At 73.2% G+C, this 19,293-nt stretch carries 14 protein-coding genes; 10 read left to right on the forward strand and 4 right to left on the reverse strand.

Going from position 1 to position 19,293, the window contains the following annotated elements; genetic code table 11:
• Nucleotides 1-6: 6 nt before the first annotated feature.
• From BOQ63_RS31535 to BOQ63_RS31550, 4 genes are all read right to left on the reverse strand, one after another.
• The gene (locus BOQ63_RS31535) at nucleotides 7-2,445 is read right to left on the reverse strand and encodes a transglutaminase TgpA family protein (RefSeq protein ID WP_150476192.1); all 2,439 of its coding nucleotides are present in this window, start codon (nucleotides 2,443-2,445) and stop codon (nucleotides 7-9) included.
• Nucleotides 2,442-3,764: a DUF58 domain-containing protein gene (locus BOQ63_RS31540; protein ID WP_223886088.1), complete on the reverse strand. Its 1,323-nt coding sequence runs from the start codon at nucleotides 3,762-3,764 to the stop codon at nucleotides 2,442-2,444. The genes BOQ63_RS31535 and BOQ63_RS31540 overlap by 4 nt, the downstream gene beginning before the upstream one ends.
• 1 nt (nucleotide 3,765) lies before the next feature.
• Nucleotides 3,766-4,737, reverse strand: a complete 972-nt coding sequence (locus BOQ63_RS31545) for an AAA family ATPase (protein ID WP_037829251.1) — start codon at nucleotides 4,735-4,737, stop codon at nucleotides 3,766-3,768.
• Nucleotides 4,738-5,043: 306 nt separating this feature from the next.
• On the reverse strand, nucleotides 5,044-5,586 hold the full coding sequence (locus tag BOQ63_RS31550; RefSeq protein ID WP_030282876.1) for a beta-class carbonic anhydrase: 543 nt from the start codon (nucleotides 5,584-5,586) through the stop codon (nucleotides 5,044-5,046).
• A gap of 540 nt (nucleotides 5,587-6,126) precedes the next feature.
• Here BOQ63_RS31550 and rsmH point away from each other — a divergent pair.
• The 10 genes from rsmH (at nucleotide 6,127) to BOQ63_RS31600 (ending at nucleotide 18,931) form a co-directional block, all read left to right on the forward strand.
• A complete protein-coding gene (gene rsmH, locus BOQ63_RS31555) occupies nucleotides 6,127-7,101 on the forward strand; it encodes a 16S rRNA (cytosine(1402)-N(4))-methyltransferase RsmH (protein WP_030282878.1) in 975 nt (324 codons plus the stop codon).
• A gap of 132 nt (nucleotides 7,102-7,233) precedes the next feature.
• Nucleotides 7,234-7,782: a cell division protein FtsL gene (ftsL, locus tag BOQ63_RS31560; protein ID WP_191093603.1), complete on the forward strand. Its 549-nt coding sequence runs from the start codon at nucleotides 7,234-7,236 to the stop codon at nucleotides 7,780-7,782.
• On the forward strand, nucleotides 7,779-10,031 hold the full coding sequence (locus BOQ63_RS31565; RefSeq protein WP_046386218.1) for a peptidoglycan D,D-transpeptidase FtsI family protein: 2,253 nt from the start codon (nucleotides 7,779-7,781) through the stop codon (nucleotides 10,029-10,031). The genes ftsL and BOQ63_RS31565 overlap by 4 nt, the downstream gene beginning before the upstream one ends.
• 6 nt (nucleotides 10,032-10,037) lie before the next feature.
• Nucleotides 10,038-11,690, forward strand: coding sequence for a UDP-N-acetylmuramoyl-L-alanyl-D-glutamate--2,6-diaminopimelate ligase (locus BOQ63_RS31570; protein ID WP_079183835.1), 1,653 nt, complete (start codon nucleotides 10,038-10,040; stop codon nucleotides 11,688-11,690).
• Nucleotides 11,687-13,090, forward strand: coding sequence for a UDP-N-acetylmuramoyl-tripeptide--D-alanyl-D-alanine ligase (locus tag BOQ63_RS31575; RefSeq protein ID WP_030282882.1), 1,404 nt, complete (start codon nucleotides 11,687-11,689; stop codon nucleotides 13,088-13,090). The genes BOQ63_RS31570 and BOQ63_RS31575 overlap by 4 nt, the downstream gene beginning before the upstream one ends.
• A complete protein-coding gene (gene mraY / locus BOQ63_RS31580; protein WP_030282883.1) occupies nucleotides 13,090-14,151 on the forward strand; it encodes a phospho-N-acetylmuramoyl-pentapeptide-transferase in 1,062 nt (353 codons plus the stop codon). The genes BOQ63_RS31575 and mraY overlap by 1 nt, the downstream gene beginning before the upstream one ends.
• Nucleotides 14,148-15,602, forward strand: a complete 1,455-nt coding sequence (gene murD / locus BOQ63_RS31585; protein WP_030282885.1) for a UDP-N-acetylmuramoyl-L-alanine--D-glutamate ligase — start codon at nucleotides 14,148-14,150, stop codon at nucleotides 15,600-15,602. The genes mraY and murD overlap by 4 nt, the downstream gene beginning before the upstream one ends.
• A 106-nt stretch (nucleotides 15,603-15,708) precedes the next feature.
• Nucleotides 15,709-17,049, forward strand: a complete 1,341-nt coding sequence (ftsW, locus tag BOQ63_RS31590) for a putative lipid II flippase FtsW (RefSeq protein WP_030597102.1) — start codon at nucleotides 15,709-15,711, stop codon at nucleotides 17,047-17,049.
• 6 nt (nucleotides 17,050-17,055) lie between these two features.
• The gene (murG, locus tag BOQ63_RS31595; protein WP_030282889.1) at nucleotides 17,056-18,162 is read left to right on the forward strand and encodes an undecaprenyldiphospho-muramoylpentapeptide beta-N-acetylglucosaminyltransferase; all 1,107 of its coding nucleotides are present in this window, start codon (nucleotides 17,056-17,058) and stop codon (nucleotides 18,160-18,162) included.
• Nucleotides 18,155-18,931, forward strand: a complete 777-nt coding sequence (locus BOQ63_RS31600; protein ID WP_072655346.1) for a cell division protein FtsQ/DivIB — start codon at nucleotides 18,155-18,157, stop codon at nucleotides 18,929-18,931. Before murG ends, BOQ63_RS31600 begins: the two co-directional genes overlap by 8 nt.
• Nucleotides 18,932-19,293: the final 362 nt, after the last annotated feature.

A 19,293-nucleotide genomic window follows, 5' to 3' on the forward strand; every position in this document is an offset into this window, starting at 1 on the left:
GTCCCGTCAGGCCCCGGGACCGGACCGCTTGCGCCGGGTGAACACCCGCCGCACCGGCCCGGTGACCGCCTCCACGGCCCGGCCGGTGCGCGTGGCGACGGCCGTCCGGGCCGCCCGCACCGCGTCGGAGATCCGCCACCACAGCTGGGCCGAGGACGGCGGCAGCAGCAGCGCCCGGATCCGGCCGCGGCGGCCGGCGTCGGCCTGCAGTGCGCGCCGGGCGGTGCGGACGTCGGCGGCCAGCGGCGCCGTGGTGACCTGCCCGGCCGGGGCGTAGAGCACCCGCTCGGTGGCCAGCGCCAGTCGTCCGGCGGCGGCCGCCGCCTCCGCGTCCAGGTGCGCCGTCTCGGTGATCCGCCGGGCGGCCGAGCGCGGAGTGCGTGACTCGTCCGGGGGAATTCCGAGGTCCCAGGCGGAGTCGACCAGCTCGTCCCAGGCGGCCAGCACCTGGGCGTCGGTGAGCTCGGTCGGGCCGTCCCCGCCGGGCCGGCGCCGCCCACCACCGCCGAGCCGGCGACGGCGTACGGCGGTGCGCCAGAACATCGGGATGAGCAGCAGGGCGATCAGTGCCAGCACCACCCCCAGGGTGCCGAGCACCTGCCCGGACAGCAGCCAGGACTCCTCGGCGGCCTGGCTGACGGCCTTGCCCTTGGGGCCGCAGTCGCCCAGCTGGCGCTGCTTGGCGGTGCAGTCCGAGCTGCTGGACGGCGCCGGGGCGGCGGCCGCGCTGGTCGCCGCGACGGTCGGCTGCTGGGTGGGCGCAGTGGTCGGGGCGCTGGACGCCTCGGTGTACCGGGCCGGGACGCCCCGGCTCGGGGTCGGTTCGAAGCGCATCCAGCCGTAGCCGGAGAAGTACAGCTCGGGCCAGGCGTGGTACATCCGGCCGGTGACCGAGTAGTTCTTGCCGTCCTTGGTGTCGCCGGGGGTGAAGCCGACCGCGACCCGGGCCGGGATCTTCAGCACCCGGGCCATCGCCGCCATGGTGGAGGCGAAGTGCACGCAGAAGCCCCGGCGGTCGCGCAGGAAGACGGCGATCGCGTTGCTGCCGGTGCCGCCCTCGACCGAGGTGTCGTACTTGAACTGCGGGCCGGTGAACCAGTTCACCAGGGCCGTCGCCCGGTCGTAGTCGGTGCGGGCGTTGGCGGTGACGGCCCTGGCCTGGTCGGCGACCACCGACGGCAGGTCGGAGGGGAGGGCGGTGTAGTGCTCCCGGACGTCCTGGGGCGCGGGCGGCGCGGCGCGCAGTTCGTCGGCGGTGGGCCGCAGGTCCAGCGCGCTGACCTGGTAGTGCAGCCCGCGGATCGGCTTGTCGTTGGCCGGTACCACGGTGCGGGTCATCGGGTCGAGCTTCCAGTCGTCGCGCTCGGGGACCTTGACCGAGGCGGCCGGGTACGGCATCGGCAGCCAGCTCTTCTCCAGCTGGTCGCTGACCCGGAAGTCGCCCTCGATGTGGGGGACGTTGGGGTCGTGCAGGCCCTCGGGGGCGGGCAGGGTGGCCGGGAGGGCGGTGACCACGGTGCTGCTGAGCTTCCAGTTGGTGCCGTCGAACTGGTCCAGCGAGCCGGTGCGCAGGTAGGTCTGCTCGGCGAGGTCGCTGTCCAGGGTGTAGCTGAGCAGCTCGTTGTTGCTCGGCTTGGTGATCGCGGACTCCAGGCTGACCAGCGGGTCGAGGCTGGTCGCCACGGTGCCCCCGGTGCCGCCGCCGGACGACCCGCCGGAGCCGGAGTCCAGCAGTCCGAGGTCCCAGCGGGGCAGGAAGACCGGCAGCAGCAGCGCCAGCGCCAGCGCCAGGACGCCGACCTGCTGGCCGCCCAGGCTGACCTGGCTGGAGGTCACCGTGCCGCGTGCGCCGCCGCGGAAGACCCGGCCCCAGCGGGAGACCCGGTCCTGGCCCTCGGCGAACAGCAGCGCCAGGTAGCCGGCCGCGGCGAGGCAGAACCAGACCCAGCTGCCGTGCTCCCCGGCCAGGCCGTTGCCGATCGAGAACAGCGCCAGCAGCGGCAGGCCGGCCAGCGCCGCCCGCCGGTAGGTCACCGCGATGGTGTCCACCAGCACGGCGATCAGGCCGACCGCGGAGACCAGGATCAGCCGCAGGCCGGCCGTCGGCGGGGCCGGGATGGCGTACTGCCCGATGTCGTCGACGCCGGAGGAGAACACCCGGCCCAGCACGCGCAGCGCGTCCGCCCCGGGGAGCACACCCGCGGTCATCCCGGAGCCGGCGAAGCCGATCAGCATCAGCAGGAGCAGCACCAGCAGCTGGGCCACCGGCACCGACCAGCGGTACAGCGGGGAGCGGCGCATGCCCACGCCGACCGCCGAGACCACCCCGACGACCAGGACGGCGTGGGTGAGCCAGCTGCGGGTGGTCAGCAGCGGCAGCATGCACAGCGAGGCGAGGGCGGTGGCCAGCGCCGAGTAAACGGTCAGTTTGGCCCGGGTGGTCACGCGCCGGCCTCTTCTCGGTAGGGGGCGGTGGTCTTGGCGCCGTCGGCGGCCCGCCACAGGTCCGGCAGGGAGTCGCCGGCCCGGACCGGCAGGACCGTCCAGCCGGCCGCGCGCAGCTCGCGGACCCGGTCGCGGAACGGGTCGCCGCCGGTGTCGGGGGCGATCATCCGCAGGCCGGCCCAGGTGCCGGTGTCGAGGAGGAAGGCGATGGCCCCGCCGGTGCGGCTGCGCAGCCGGGCCAGCCGGGCGGCCTGCGCCCCGTCCAGGTCGCCGAGGACGGCGACCAGCAGGCCCTCACCGCCGGCCCGCAGCGGCTCCTCGGCGCGGGAGAGCCCGGCGCCGTCGGACAGGTCGGCGACCGCGAGGGCGTCCAGGATCAGCCCGGAGGTGTCGGCGGCGAGGTTCTGGCCGCCGGTGCCCGGCCCGGGCACCCACTGCCCGGTGTCGGTGAGCAGCTGGGTCTGGTAGCCGCGCTCCAGCAGGTGCACGGCGACGGAGGCAGCGCAGCTGACCGCCCACTCGAAGGAGGAGGCCGGGCCGCTGCCCCGGTGGCCCACCTCGCGGGTGTCCAGCAGGACGGTGGCGCGGGCCTTCTGCGGCTGCTCCTCGCGGCGAACCATCAGCTCGCCGTACCGGGCGGTGGAGCGCCAGTGCACCCGGCGCAGGTCGTCGCCGGGACGGTACTCGCGCAGGATCACGTCGTCGTCCCCGGCCAGCGCCAGCGTACGGGCGTGGCTCTCGCCCTGGCCGATCCACTCGCCGGTCAGCCGCACCTGCGGCAGCGCCTGGACCTGCGGGACGACGGTGAGCACGTCGGAGGCGGAGAAGCCGCGGTTGACCTCGCACATCCCGAACGGGTCGGACAGCCGCAGCTGCAGCGGCCCGAGCGGGTAACGGCCGCGCATGTCGGAGCGGACCCGGTAGGAGACCTCGCGGAAGCCGCGCGGCTCCACCCGGTCCAGCACGAAGCGCGGGCGCGGCCCGAGCACGTACGGCACCTTGTCCTCCAGGAGCAGCAGCCCGGTGGGCACCCGGGAGACGTTGTCCACCCGCAGGTGGACGCGGGCCTCCTGGCCGGCGATCGCCCGGTGCGGGCTGAGCCGGCGTCCGCTGGCCACCCGGTAGCGGGTGTTGGCCACCACCAGGGCGGCGGCCAGCGGCAGCGCGGCGAGCAGCACGCCGACCCGCAGCAGCGCGTCCTGGTCGAGCACGTAGGCGCAGACCACCGCCGTCAGACCGGCCGCCAGGAAGGAGCGGCCCCGGGTGGTGAGGCCGCGCAGCCCGGCCCGCAGTCCGCCGGTCTGATCGGATGAGGCCACCTCAGCCCCTCCGGACGGCCGGGCCGCCCTGGGGACGCGGCAGCGGCAGCCGGGCGACCAGGTCGGTCACGATCTGCTCGGCGCTGCGGCGGCCGAGCTGGGTCTCGGCGGTCGGCATCAGGCGGTGGGCGAGGACCGGGACGGCCAGGCGCTGGATGTCGTCCGGGGTGACGTAGTCGCGCCCGTCCAGCGCGGCGGCGGCGCGGGCGGCCCGGACCAGGTGCAGGGTGGCGCGCGGCGAGGCGCCCAGCCGCAGTTCCGGGCTGGTGCGGGTGGCGCCGACCAGGTCGACGGCGTAGCGGCGGACCGGGTCGGCGATGTGCACGGTGCGGACCAGCTCGACCAGCTTGAGGATGTCGGCGGCGTGCGCGACCGGCTGGAGGTCGTCCAGCGGGTTGGCGCCGCCGTGCACGTCGAGCATCGCGAACTCGGCCTCGGGGCTGGGGTAGCCGATCGAGATCCGGGCCATGAAGCGGTCCCGCTGGGCCTCCGGGAGGGGGTAGGTGCCCTCCATCTCGACCGGGTTCTGGGTGGCCACCACCATGAACGGCGAGGGCAGCTCGTAGCTGGTGCCGTCGATGGTGACCTGGCGCTCCTCCATGGACTCCAGTAGCGCGGACTGGGTCTTGGGCGAGGCGCGGTTGATCTCGTCGCCGACCACGATCTGGGCGAAGATCGCGCCCGGGCGGAACTCGAAGTCGTGCCGCTGCTGGTCGTAGATGTTGGTGCCGGTGACGTCCGAGGGCAGCAGGTCGGGGGTGAACTGGATGCGGCGCACGGTGCAGTCCACGGACCTGGCGAGCGCCTTGGCCAGCATGGTCTTGCCGACGCCGGGTACGTCCTCCAGCAGCAGGTGGCCCTCGGCGAGCAGCACGGTCAGGGCGATCCGGACCGCCTCCGGCTTGCCCTCGATCACGCTCTCGACGTTGGCGCGGACCCGGTCCACGACCGCGGCGAGCTCGGGGAGCCCGATCCGCTGGTGCCCGTTCGCCCTCTGTTCGCCCCCCGCAGGACTGCCGAGACCGGCCTGATCGCTGTAGCTCGTCACCCGTTTACGCTCCCTGGCACGCTGCGCCCGCCCCACCCGAGGCCGGACCCCACCCCATGCTTGACGCGACCGCCCCGGGGGCGGTTCCGATGGAGGATCCGGCGCCGGGTTGGCGGCCTGCGGCCCGGCCGCCCCAGGTGGTTCGGGGTCTGACCGGCAGGCGCATTCTCCCCCGCGCGGCGGCCAGAAGTCACCATTCGGCCGCCGCCGAATGCCGGCGGGCGGAACGCGTCAGCGGATCTCGCGCAGCAGCCCGGTGTGGACGTCGAAGACGAAGCCGCGGACGTCGTCGGTGTGCAGCAGGAAGGGGGAGGTGCGGACCCGCTGCATGGACTGGCGGACGTCGCCGTCCAGGTCGACGAAGGACTCCACCGCCCACTGCGGGCGCTGGCCGACCTCCAGCTCCAGTTCGCGGCGGAAGTCCTCGGTGAGCCCGAGCAGGCCGCAGCCGGTGTGGTGGATCAGCGCGATCGAGCGGGTGCCCAGGGCGCGCTGGCTGATGGTCAGGGACCGGATGGTGTCGTCGGTGACGACCCCGCCGGCGTTGCGGATGACGTGGGCGTCGCCCAGTTCGAGGCCGAGCGCCGCGAACAGGTCGAGGCGGGCGTCCATGCAGGCCACCACGGCGATCTGCTGGACGGGGCGGGCGTCCATGCCGCCGTCCCGGAAGGTCACCGCGTACGCGCGGTTGGCCGTGACGAAGCGGTCGATGATGGTCGGTCTCGGGGAGTCGGCAGCGGCGTTCGGCGTTGGTCCGTCGGGAGTCACTGTCATGGTGGCGACGTTAGTGCGAACCGGGGCCGCACGGTGGGGCTGAGGGCTACAGAACGCGCCGCTGTGATCGAGCGCATAGCGACAACGGCACGGTTTGTCCGGTCTGGTCCCGGAGTGGGTTCGTGCCCGGTCGCTCGACGGGGCGCGCGGCGGTCGCCGGGGGCCCCCGGCCGGCGGCCCCGCCGGGCCGCCCCCATGGCCCGCGACCTGCGGTGATCCGTACCGCCGCCCGGGTGGTGCGCCGGAGCGGACCATTGACTCGAAGGGCCCGCGCGATAGAGTTGCGGCGCGTTGGAGCACACCCGCCGGAACCCGTCAACCGGGCGTCGTCCGTGCGGTGTGGCCCGTCCGATGCGGCCCGTGGCCTCCACCCGCTCCGTGTTCACCTGGCGCACCTTCCCCGGTGCCGGGCGGTCACGACCTTCCCCCTGAGCGGGCGGGGACCACGGGCCGCGTCGTCGTGCCGACGGGCGGTGGGCGAGAATGGTCGGAGCTCCCGGACGACGGGCTGCTCCGCACCGAGGAAGGGCGCCACCGCGCATGACCACCAACGAACCGGGTCCCAAGCACGTTCCGGTGATGCTGCAGCGGTGCATGGACGCGTTGGCCCCGGCGATCTCGCGGCCCGGCGCCGTGGTGGTGGACGCCACCCTCGGCCTCGGCGGTCACAGCGAGGCGCTGCTGACCCAGTTCCCGGAGGTCCGGCTGATCGCGGTGGACCGCGACCCGCAGGCGCTGAAGCTGTCCGGTGAGCGGCTGGCCCCGTTCGGGGACCGGGCGACCCTGGTGCACGCGGTGTACGACGAGATCCCCGAGGTGCTGGAGCGGCTGGGCATCGACCGGGTGGACGGCGTGCTGTTCGACCTCGGCGTCTCCTCGATGCAGCTGGACGAGGCCGACCGCGGCTTCGCCTACGCGCAGGACGCGCCGCTGGACATGCGGATGGACCAGACCCGGGGGATCAGCGCGGCGGAGGTGCTGAACACCTACAGCCACGGCGACCTGGCCCGGATCCTCAAGGTGTACGGCGAGGAGCGGTTCGCCGGGAAGATCGCCTCGGTCATCCTGCGGGAGCGGGCCAAGGAACCGTTCACCAACAGCGCGCGTCTGGTCGAGTTGGTGCGCAACGCCATTCCGGCGGCGACCCGCCGGACCGGCGGGAACCCGGCCAAGCGGACCTTCCAGGCGCTGCGGATCGAGGTCAACGGCGAGTTGGAGGTCCTGGACCGGGCGATCCCGGCCGCGCTGGACGTCCTCGCGCTCGGCGGCCGGATGGTGGTGATGTCGTACCAGTCGCTGGAGGACCGGCTGGTGAAGCAGTACTTCGCGGCCGGGGCGACCAGCACCGCCCCGCCGGGGCTCCCGTTCGTCCCGGAGGAGCATCAGCCCTGGCTCAAACTGATCACCCGCGGTGCCGAGCTGGCCACCGAGGAGGAGATCGAGGAGAACCGGCGCGCCGCGCCCGTGCGGCTGCGGGTGGCGGAGAGGATCAGGGACCGAAGCAAGCGGGGCTGAGGATCGGTTCCGGCGGGGTCCGAAGGGCGGAGGAGAGCAGTGGGGCCGGTGGCCGGTGAGGTCCGGGCGGGGCGGGGAGGACTCCCCGGGCAGGGCAGGGCGCGGATCACGGTCCGGCCGGGGCGGCGCCCGGTGCGGGGGCGCACGCCGTTCGCGGTGCTCGTGGTGGTGCTGCTGGCGGCGGGGCTGCTCGGGCTGCTGGCGCTGAACACGGCTCTCAACGAGGGCTCCTTCGAACTGTCCCGGCTGCAGAAGCAGACCACCAAGGCGACCGACGAGCAGCAGAGCCTCCAGCTCGAGATCGACCAGAGTTCGGCGCCGGACGCGCTGGCCAAGCGGGCCGGCGAGCTGGGCATGGTCCCGGCCGGTGGGATGGCCTTCCTGGACGTGCCGAACGGCGGCAAGGTGGTCGGCACGCCCGGCCCGGCGCAGGACAGCCCGCCGGTGAAGAAGTCGACGGTCGATCCGTGGCCGGTGAAGCCCTCGCCCGGGGCCCAGGGCCCGGCGCAGGCCCAGCCCCCGGCGCAGTCCTCGGCCCAGCCGAGCGGCTCCCCGAGCCCCCAGCCGTCGACGCAGCAGGCGCCCGCGCCGCCGACCCCGGCGGCCTCGGCCGGGGACTCGGTGATCCAGCTCAACCCGGTGTCACCCGCGCCGGCCCAGCACGGGGGTGGTACCCGATGACGACGCCTCGTCAGCCGTCCGGTTCTGGCTCCGGTTCCGGATCGGGCTCCGGCCGTCGGCAGCCGCCGCGCGCCGGTGCGGCCCGGCCCGCCGCCGGGCGCGGCCAGCCCGCGAAGGGCCAGAGCGCCGCCCGCGGCCAGGCCGCCAAGCCTCAGGCCCCGAAGGGTCAGCCGGCGAAACCCCAGCCCGCGAAGGCCCAGCCCGTGCGGAGCCAGTCCGCCAAGGCGCAGCCCGCCAAGTCCGCCGCCGTGGGCCGTACCCCGCGCGCGCCGCAGCAGCGCCGCCCGGAGGGCCGTCCGCCGGCCCGCAGCCAGGCGGCGGTGCGGCCGCGCCCGAAGTCCCGGCTGCCGCAGCGCCCGAGACCGCTGAAGCTGGCCGAGCCGAAGCGCCGGCTGCGGGTGATCACGGTGGCGCTGTCGCTGGTGTTCTCGGTCTTCGCCGGGCGGCTGGTGCAGCTGCAGCTGGTGGACGCCGACGCGCTGGCCGCCGACGCCAACACCAACCGCTACCAGAACATCCCGATCACCGCCGAGCGCGGCTCGATAATGTCCTCCGACGGCGTCGCGCTGGCCGCCACCGTGGACGCGTACGACATCACCGCCGACCCGGCGATGTTCACCCCCGCGGCGACCGGCATCCCGGACGCGCCGGAGCAGGCGGCCGCCCTGCTGTCGCCGATCATCGGCGTCGCCAAGGACCGGATCGCCGCCGACCTCCACACCCCCAAGACCCGCTACAAGCGGCTCGCCTCCCAGCAGACCCCGGCCGCCAAGAACCAGATCAGCGACCTCAAGTCGAGCCTGGAGAAGCAGGCCGGCTCGCGCGCCTGCCAGGCCCAGAAGAAGCTGCTCGGCAAGCCCGCCGACCAGGGCGGGCGCACCCGGGTGGACAACGAGTGCGCCAACCCGCTGGCCGGGGTGTTCAACCGGGAGACCCAGAAGCGGATCTACCCGGCCGACGGGCTGGCCGCCAACCTCGTCGGCTTCGTCAACGGCGAGGGCGAGGGCGCCGGCGGGCTGGAGCTGCAGTACCAGAAGCAGCTGGCCGGCAAGGACGGCCACAGCAGCTACGCCCAGGCGGGCGGCCGGCTGGTGCCCACCGCCGGCGGCTCGATGGACCCGGCCGTGCCCGGCAGCGACGTCAAGCTGACCATCAACCGGGACGTCCAGTGGGCGGCCCAGCGGGCGATCACCGACCAGGTGGCCAACTCCGGCGCGGAGAAGGGCTACGTGGTGGTCCAGGACGTGAAGACCGGCCAGGTCATCGCGATGGCCAGCGCGCCCGGCTTCAACCCCAACGACCTGAGCCTCTCCAAGCAGTCCCAGATGGGCAACCCGGCCCTGGTGGACGCCTACGAGCCGGGCAGCACCGCCAAGCTGATGAGCCTGGCCGCCGTCCTGGACTCGGGGAAGGCCAACTGGGACACCAGGGTCACCGTGCCCAACCGGCTGGTCCGGGCCGGGCAGCAGTTCAAGGACGATGTCGAGCACGGCGACTGGTACCTGACCCTGGCCGGGGTGCTTGCCAAGTCCTCCAACATCGGCACCATCGAGGCGGTCGAGACCCTCGGCGACGGTGACCAGCTGAAGGCCAACCAGATCCTCGACGGCTACATGCGCAAGTTCGGGGTGGCCCGGCCGACCGGCCTGAACTTCCCCGGCGAGACTCCCGGGATGCTCAAGAAACCGGAGGACCTGGTCGCCTCGGAGAAGTACAACATCTCCTTCGGCCAGGGCCCGCTGCAGATGAACGCGTTGCAGGCGACCTCGGTGTACTCGACCATCGCCAACGGCGGGGTCCGGGTCGCGCCCAGCATCGTCCAGGGCATTACCGGGCCGGACGGCAAGTACACCGCGACCCCGCCCGGCGAGCAGACCCGGGTGGTCAGCGAGGAAACCGCGAAGACCCTCACCTCGATGCTGGAGTCGGTCGTCGACGACGAGCAGGGCACCGGCGGCAAGGCCGCCATCCCCGGCTACCGGGTCGCCGGGAAGACCGGCACCGCCAACCGGGGCGCCGCCGACGGCAAGGGCTACGACGGCTACACCGCCTCCTTCATCGGCTTCGCCCCGGCCGACGCCCCCCGCTACACCGTCTCCTGCACCCTCCAGGGGCCGGTCAACGGCCACTTCGGGGGACAGCTGTGCGGCCCGGTGTTCAAGCAGGTGATGGAGTTCACCCTGAAGACCATGCAGGTCCCGCCGAGCGGCAGCCAGGCGCCGAACCTGCCCGTCGAGTGGAAGCCGTGAGCGAGGATGAGCAACCAGCGGGCCGGTCTGGACAGCGGCGCGGAGGAGGCCCGGTTTGGCCCTGGGCACCCTTCGGCGGATAGCCTTCCCGCCGTGCCGAAACCCGATCAAACCACCGTGAGTCCGCCCCGCCCGACCGGGACCGCCGCCCTGCCGCTCGCCGAGCTGGCCGGCCGGCTGGGTCTGCCGCCCGTCGAGGGCGGCGCCGTCACCGGTGTCACCCACGACTCCCGCGCGGTGCGCCCCGGTGACGTGTACGTGGCCTTCCCGGGCGCCAACCACCACGGCGCGGCCTTCGCCGGCAAGGCCGCGGAGGCCGGCGCGGTGGCCGTGCTGACCGATCCGGCGGGCGCCGAGCTGGCCGCCCCGACCGGCCTGCCGCTGCTGGTCGTCGACCGGCCGCGGGCCCGGATGGGCGAGCTGGCCGCGATCGTCTACGGCCACCCGTCCGAGCGGCTGCTGATGATCGGGCTGACCGGCACCAACGGCAAGACCACCACCTCGTACCTGGTCGAGGGCGGTCTGCGTGGCGCCGGGCGCAGCCCGGGCGTGATCGGCACCGTCGAGATGCGGGTCGGCCAGGAGCGGATCAAGAGCGAGCGCACCACCCCCGAGGCCACCGACCTGCACGCGATCCTCGGCGTGATGGCCGAGCGCGGCGCGGACGCGGTGACCATGGAGGTCTCCAGCCACGCCCTGGTCTTCGGCCGCACCGACGGGGTGGCGTACGACGTCGCGCTGTTCAACAACCTCACCCCCGAGCACCTCGACTTCCACCCGGACATGGAGGACTACTTCCAGGCGAAGGCCCGGCTCTTCCAGCCCGGCAAGTCCCGCCACGGCGTGGTCAACCTGGACGACGGGTACGGGCGCCGGCTCGCCGCCGAGGCGAAGATCCCGGTGACCACCTTCTCCGCGACCGGCGACGCCGGTGCGCACTGGCGGGCCCTGGACGTCCAGCTCGGCCCGACCGGCTCCACCTTCCGGGTGGTCGGCCCGGACGGCGCCGGGGCGGATGCCTCCGTCCCGCTGCCCGGCCCGTTCAACGTCGCCAACGCGCTGGCCGCGATCACCGTGCTGGTCACCGCCGGGCTGCCGCTGGAGCGGGCCGTGGCCGGTGTCGCCGCCGTGGCCGGCGTGCCGGGCAGGCTGGAGCGGGTGGACGCCGGACAGCCGTTCGTCGCCGTGGTGGACTACGCCCACAAGCCGGACGCTCTGGAGGCCGTCCTCGGATCGCTGCGCGAGGTCACCAAGGGCCGGCTGCACGTCGTCGTCGGCTGTGGCGGCGACCGTGACCCGCACAAGCGCGGCCCGATGGGCGCCATCGCCGCCCGGCTCGCCGACACCGCCCTGCTGACCAGCGACAACCCGCGCAGCGAGGACCCGCTGACGATCCTCGCCAGCATGCTGACCGGCGCCGCCGCGGTGCCCGAGGCCGAGCGCGGGGACGTCCTGGTCGTGCCCGACCGGGCCGAGGCGATCGAGCACGCGGTGGCCCGCGCCCAGGCGGGGGACACCGTGCTGGTGGCCGGAAAGGGCCACGAGCTCGGCCAGTACGTACGAGACGAGATCCGCCCCTTCGACGACCGGGAGGTGCTGCGCGAATCCATCGCGCGGACCACGGCCGCGCGGGGCGACCGAGGAGTAGAGCAGCAGTGATCGCACTGACCCTCGCCGAGGTGGCCGCCGCCGTCGGAGGCACCCTGGACGGCGCCGACCCGGACACCGTGGTCACCGGCCCGGTCGAGGTCGACTCGCGGAAGGTGAGCCCCGGCGGCCTGTTCGCGGCCTTCGTCGGCGAGAACGTGGACGGCCACGACTACGCCGCCACGGCGGTCGAGGCCGGCGCCGTCGCGGTGCTGGCCTCCCGCCCGGTCGGCGTGCCCGCCGTCCTGGTCGACAGTGTGGTGGAGGCGCTCGGCAGGCTGGCCCGGACCGTGGTCGCCCGCGCCGAGGGCACCGCCGTGGTCGCGCTGACCGGCTCGGCCGGCAAGACCAGCACCAAGGACCTGATCGCCCAGCTGCTCCGGCGCCACGGCGAGACCGTCTTCCCGCCCGGCTCGTTGAACAACGAGATCGGCCACCCGATGACCGCGCTGCGGGTCGAGGAGAGCACCCGGCACCTGGTGATGGAGATGGGCGCCCGGCACAAGGGCGACATCGAGTACCTCACCTCGATCACCCCGCCGCGGATCGGCCTGGTGCTCAACGTCGGCACCGCCCACGTCGGCGAGTTCGGCTCCCAGGAGGCGATCGCCGAGGCCAAGGGCGAGCTGGTCGAGGCGCTGCCCGCCGACGGCGCCGCGATCCTGAACGCGGACGACCGGCTGGTGCGCGCGATGGCCTCGCGCACCAAGGCGAAGGTGGTCCTGTTCGGGGAGTCCCCGGACGCCCACGTCCGGGCGACCGACGTTCGCCTGGACGCCACCGGTCGGCCGTCGTTCACGCTCACCACCCCGGCCGGTTCCGCGCCCGTGCAGCTGCGCCTGTACGGTGAGCACCACGTCTCGAACGCCCTCGCCGCCGCCGCGGTGGCGACGGAGCTCGGGATGACCGTCGACGACACCGCGGCAGCCCTGGGCGAGGCGGGTGCGCTGTCCCGCTGGCGCATGGAGGTCGTCGACCGGGCCGATGGTGTCACCGTCGTCAACGACGCCTACAACGCGAACCCCGACTCGATGCGGGCCGCGCTGCGGGCGCTGGTCTCGATGGGCGGCCGCGGTCCGGAGCGCCGCCGCACCTGGGCGGTGCTCGGCGAGATGCGGGAGCTCGGCGAGGACAGCCTGGCCGAGCACGACGCCATCGGGCGGCTCGCCGTCCGGCTGGACGTCACCAAGCTGGTGGCGGTCGGCGGACGCGAGGCGGCCTGCATGGAACTCGGCGCGAGGAACGAAGGTTCGTGGGGTGAGGAGTCGGTGCTGGTGTCCGACGCGGACGCGGCGGTCGAACTGCTGCGCAGTCAGCTTCGGCCGGGGGATGTGGTCCTGGTGAAGGCGTCCCGTTCGGTGGGGCTGGAGAAGGTGGCCGAGGCCCTCCTGGCGGACGGTGCTGCCCGATGATGAAGCAGATCCTCTTCTCCGGGATGATCGGCCTGATCCTCTCGCTGGTCGGCACGCCCGCCCTGATCAAGCTGCTCGCCCGGCAGGGCTACGGCCAGTACATCCGTGACGACGGCCCCAAGGCGCACCACAGCAAGAAGGGCACGCCCACCATGGGCGGCATCGCCTTCATCCTGGCGACCCTGATCGCGTACTTCGCCACGAAGGCGATAACGGGCGACACCCCGACCGCCTCGGGGCTGCTGGTGCTCTTCCTGACCGCGGGCCTCGGCCTGGTGGGCTTCCTGGACGACTACATCAAGGTCGTCAAGCGCCGCTCGCTCGGCCTGCGGGCCAAGGCGAAGCTGGCCGGCCAGTCGATCGTCGGTCTGGTGTTCGCCGTCCTGGCGCTGCAGTTCCACGACGACCGGGGACTGAGCCCGGCCTCCGAGAAGCTGTCCTTCGTCCGCGACTTCAGCTGGTCGATCGGCCCGGTGCTGTTCGTCATCTTCGCGTACTTCATGATCGCGGCGACCTCCAACGGCGTGAACCTGACGGACGGTCTCGACGGCCTCGCCACCGGCGCCTCGGTGATGGCCTTCGGCGCCTACACCTTCATCGGCGTCTGGGAGTACACCCAGAGCTGCGCCTACTTCATCTCCGCCACCGGCGCCTGCTACGACGTGCGCGACCCACTGGACCTCGCGGTGGTCGCCTCGGCCCTGATGGGCTCCTGCTTCGGCTTCCTGTGGTGGAACACCTCGCCCGCCAAGATCTTCATGGGTGACACCGGCTCGCTCGCCCTCGGCGGCGCCCTGGCCGGCCTCGCGATCTGCTCGCGCACCGAGCTGCTGCTGATCATGCTCGGCGGCCTGTTCATGATCATCACCCTGTCGGTGATCATCCAGGTCGGCTCCTTCCGGATGACCGGCAAGCGCGTCTTCAAGATGGCACCACTGCAGCACCACTTCGAACTCAAGGGCTGGAGCGAGGTCCTGGTCGTGGTCCGCTTCTGGATCATCCAGGGCCTGTGCGTGGCCGTCGGCCTCGGCCTCTTCTACGCGGGATACCGGACCGGATGACGAACCCCCAGATGATCGAGTCACAGCTCAATGACCTGCCCGTGGTGGTCGCGGGCCTCGGCGTCTCGGGCATCAGCGCCGCGCGCGTCCTGAACGGCCTCGGCGCCCGCGTCACCGTGGTGGACGGCGGCGGCGGCGAGGGCCTCAGGGCCCGCGCCGCCGAGCTGGAGGCGCTCGGCGTCGCGGTGCGCCTGGGCGACGGCGCGAGCCTGCCCGAGGGCACCGAACTGGTCGTCACCTCGCCCGGCTGGGCGCCCGACAGCCCGCTGTTCGCCGCCGCCGAGGCGGCCGGGGTGCCGGTCTGGGGCGACGTCGAGCTGGCCTGGCGGCTGCGCAAGCCGCTGCCGGGCACCGGCGAGCCCGCCCCCTGGCTGGCCGTCACCGGCACCAACGGCAAGACCACCACCGTCCAGATGCTCGCCTCGATCCTCACCGCGGCCGGCAAGCGCACCGCCGCCGTCGGCAACGTCGGGGTCTCGGTGCTGGACGCGGTGCTCGCCGAGGAGCCGTACGACGTGCTCGCCGTCGAGCTCTCCAGCTACCAGCTGCACTGGGCGCCCTCGCTGCGCCCGTACTCGGCGGCGGTGCTCAACCTGGCCCCGGACCACCTCGACTGGCACGGCTCGATGGAGGCGTACGCCGCCGACAAGGGCCGGATCTACGAGGGCAACGTGGTGGCCTGCGTGTACAACCTGGCCGACCCGGCCACCGAGGCGCTGGTCCGGGAGGCCGACGTCGAGGAGGGCTGCCGGGCGATCGGTTTCGGCCTCGGCGCGCCCGGCCCGTCGAACTTCGGCGTGGTGGACGGCCTCCTGGTCGACCGCGCCTTCGTCGAGGACCGGGCCAGGAACGCGGCCGAGCTGGGCGCCGTCGAGGACGTCAACCCGCCGGCCCCGCACAACATCGCCAACGCGCTCGCCGCGGCGGCGCTGGCCCGGGCGTACGGGGTCGAGCCGAAGGCCGTCCGGGAGGGCCTGCGGGCCTTCCGCCCGGACGCCCACCGGATCGCCGAGGTCGGTACGGTCCGCGAGGTCACGTACATCGACGACTCCAAGGCCACCAACACCCACGCCGCCGCGGCCTCGCTGGCGGCCTACCGGCCGATCGTCTGGATCGCCGGGGGACTGGCCAAGGGCGCGACCTTCGACGACCTGGTCCAGGGCGCGGCCGAGCGGCTGCGGGCGGTCGTGCTGATCGGGCAGGACCGGGCGCTGATCCGCGAGGCGCTGGAGCGACACGCTCCGGATGTGCCGGTGATCGATGCGGCCGAGGGCCAGACTGGCGCGGTGGCGATGACCGCGGTCGTTCGAACGGCCGCATCGCTCGCCCGATCGGGTGACACGGTGCTGCTGGCTCCGGCCTGCGCGTCGATGGACATGTTCACCAACTACGGCGAGCGCGGCGACCTCTTCGCGGCGGCCGTCCGGGAGCTGGCCGACTCCGGCGAGTGAGCCTGGGCCGAGCCCTGGGCCTCGGCGCGGAGCGGTCCGGAGGCGAACGGGCCTCGGAGAGAAGGAGCGGAGCGCGGTGGCGGGGCAGGGCAGGGCGGATTCCGGCGTGACGAAGCAGGACGCCGCCGAGCCGTGGCGAGTGATCTCCGCCACCACGACCAAGTACAAGTCGGCCGGTCCGCTGGGACGGTTGCGGGCCTTCCGGGCCCGCGTCCGGTACTGGCTGGACCGGCCGCTCACGCCCTACCTGCTGGTGGTCGGGACCACCCTGCTGCTGGTCGTGCTCGGCCTGATGATGGTCTTCTCGGCCTCGCAGATCCTGGCGCTGAACCAGCACCACACCGCGCAGTACTACTTCCTCAAGCAGCTGATCGCGGCCATCCTCGGCCTGGTCCTGCTGATCGGTTTCGCCTCCGTCCCGGTGGCGGTGCTGCGGGTGATCGTCTACCCGGTGATGTTCGGGGTGATCGGCGCGCTGGCGCTGGTCGCCGTGCCCGGTATCGGGGTGCGGATCAACGGCAACCAGAACTGGCTGGATTTCGGCTTCTTCCAGTTCCAGCCGTCCGAGTTCGCCAAGCTCGCACTGGTGCTCTGGGGCGCCGACCTGCTCGCCCGCAAGCAGAAGGCCGGCACCCTCACCTCCTGGAAGCACCTGCTGGTGCCGCTGGTGCCGGGCGCCCTGCTGCTGCTCGCGCTGATCATGATCGGCGGCGACATGGGCACCTCGATGATCCTGGTGGCCATGGTGTTCGCGCTGCTGTGGATGGTCGGCGCACCGCTGCGGCTGTTCGTGGCCACCCTCGGGGTGGCGGTCGTGGTCTGCACCGCCCTGGTGATCACCGTCCCGCACCGGGCCGAGCGGCTGGGCTGCATCGGCGTCACCAAGCTCGATCCGGAGGGCGCCTGCTTCCAGGCCCTGCACGGCGTGTACTCGTTCGCGCTCGGCGGCGGATTCGGCACCGGCCTGGGCGCCGGCGTGGAGAAGTGGGGCCAGCTGCCCGAGGCGCACACCGACTTCATCTTCGCCGCGACCGGCGAGGAACTGGGCCTGGTGGGGACGCTGTCGGTGATCGGTCTCTTTGCGGCACTAGGCTACGCGGGTATCCGTGTGGCCATCGGTACGAAGGATCCCTTCGTCAGGTACGCCGCGGGAGCCGCCACCACCTGGATCATGGCGCAGGCCATGATCAACCTGGGGTCGGCGCTGGGACTGCTGCCCATCGCGGGGGTCCCGCTCCCGCTGTTCTCCTACGGCGGTTCCGCCATGCTGTCGGCCATGTCCGCGATCGGGGTGCTGCTGTGCCTGGCACGCAGCTCCTCGGGCGCGAAGGCGGCCCTGGCCGCCCGGAGCAAGAACTCCCGGATCAGGAAGCGACTGGCCCGGGTGCTGCCACGACGACGAACCACAGCGCGCCCGGCCCCCGGGCCGGCACGCAGGGAGCGGTGAATTTCGGTGCATGTCGTACTCGCCGGCGGGGGGACCGCCGGTCACATCGAGCCGGCCATGGCCCTCGCGGACGCCCTCCGCAGGCACGACCCGTCCATCGGGATCACCGCCCTGGGCACCGAGAAGGGGCTGGAGACCCGCCTGGTACCCGAGCGCGGCTACCAGCTGGAGCTCATTCCGGCCGTCCCGCTGCCCCGCAAGCCCACCCCCGAGCTGATCACCGTCCCCGGCCGGCTGCGCGGCACCGTGCGGGCCGCCCAGGAGATCATCGAGCGGGTCAACGCCGACGCCGTGGTCGGTTTCGGCGGCTACGTCGCGATGCCCGCGTACCTGGCCGCCAAGCGGGCCGGGGTGCCGATCGTGGTGCACGAGGCCAACGCCCGTCCGGGTCTGGCCAACAAGATCGGCGCCCGCTACACCGACTTCGTCGCGGTCTCCACCCCGGACAGCAAGCTGCGCGACTCCCGGTACATCGGCATCCCGCTGCGCCGGACCATCGCCACCCTGGACCGCAACGCCACCCGGCCGGAGGCCCGCCAGTACTTCGGCCTCGACCAGCGGCTGCCCACCCTGCTGGTCTCCGGCGGCTCCCAGGGCGCGCGCCGGCTCAACGAGACCATCACCGCGATCGCCCCGCGACTGCAGCAGTACGGCGTGCAGATCCTGCACGCGGTCGGCCCGAAGAACGAGCTGCCGCAGGTCGCCGACGTCCCCGGGATGCCGCCGTACCGCGCGGTGCCGTACGTCGACCGGATGGACCTCGCCTACGCGGCGGCCGACCTGATGCTCTGCCGGGCCGGTGCCATGACCGTGGCCGAGCTGGCGGCCGTCGGTCTGCCCGCCGCCTTCGTACCGCTGCCGATCGGCAACGGCGAGCAGCGGCTGAACGCCCAGCCGATGGTCAAGGCCGGCGGCGGCCTGCTGGTGGACGACGCCGAGCTGACCCCGGACTGGGTGCTGCAGAACGTGCTGCCGGTGCTCACCGACCCCCAGCGGCTGTGGGACATGAGCCGCGCCGCCGCCGAGTTCGGCCGCCGGGACGCCGACGACCTGCTGGTCGGGATGGTGTACGAGGCGATCCAGGCACACCGCGGCGGTCGCCGCCGTGGCTGACGGCCGGCTCGCCGACCCGTTGGAGGAGGAGCTGGAGGGGGAGGAGTCCGCTCCCCGCCTCCGGCTCTCCCGGCGGGGCATCGTGGTGCTGAGCGTGCTCGGCGCAGCGGTGCTGGGCGTGCTGGCCTGGGTGGTGTTCTTCTCGTCGGTGCTGGACGTGCGCGACGTCGCCGTCCAGGGCTCGACGGACGACAAGCTGACGGCGGACCAGGTCCGCGGCGCGGTCGGCGGGCTGGCCGACGGCCCGCTGGCCCGGGTCGACCTGGACGCCGTCCGGCACCGGGTGGAGGCGATCCCCCGGGTGGCGAAGGCCGAGGTCTGGCGGGGCTGGCCGCACACCCTGCAGGTCAAGGTGGTGCAGCGGACCGCGGTGGCCGCCGTCAAGGGGGACGACGGCCAGTTCACCCAGGTGGATGCCGCCGGCGTGAGCTTCGCCACCGAGGCGACCCCGCCGCAGGGCGTGCCGGTGGTGGAACTGCGCCTCAGCCAGCCCGCGAAGGACGTGGACGGAGTGATCTCCCGGGCGCAGCTGGTGCAGGGCGCGGTGGCGGTGGCCGCCGGGCTCCCGCCGGAGATCGCCAAGCGGGCCGGATCGCTCCTCGTGCATTCCTACGACGACATCGAACTGCAGCTCAGCGGGGGTGCGACGGTGCGTTGGGGGAGTCCCGAACAGACCGACCGGAAGGCCCGGGTGCTGCTGGCGCTGATGAAGCAGAAGGGCACCGTGTTCGACGTGACCGCGCCGGAGGCGCCGGCGGTGTCGGGTTGATCCGCTAGATTCTGTGCCCGAGGGAGGGGTTGACGCCTCGAAGTGTCGGCCCGACCCTTGGTGGTCACCCCGGTTTCCATTGCCGGCCGATGATCACATAGGCTCAAAAGAAAAAGGGAAGCTCGGCGTGTTCGTTGAAACGCGTGCCCGGAGCCACCTAGTGTCCTGTGTCACCAGACTGTGTCCGTTGGTGATGTGACGGAGGCACAGGACTAACCCTAAAGGTCAAGTTTAGGGTTGGGGTCGGCGGTCGGCATTTCGGACATTCAGTCAGAAACCAGGCTCCCTACCCATCGACATCCGTCGGTACGGCCCACCGTCGGGCCGCACCGACCCGGAAATTCGAGGCGAGAGGCCTTCGA

The sequence above is a fragment of the Streptomyces viridifaciens genome (assembly GCF_001888885.2).
GTDB classification, from domain to species: domain Bacteria; phylum Actinomycetota; class Actinomycetes; order Streptomycetales; family Streptomycetaceae; genus Kitasatospora; species Kitasatospora aureofaciens.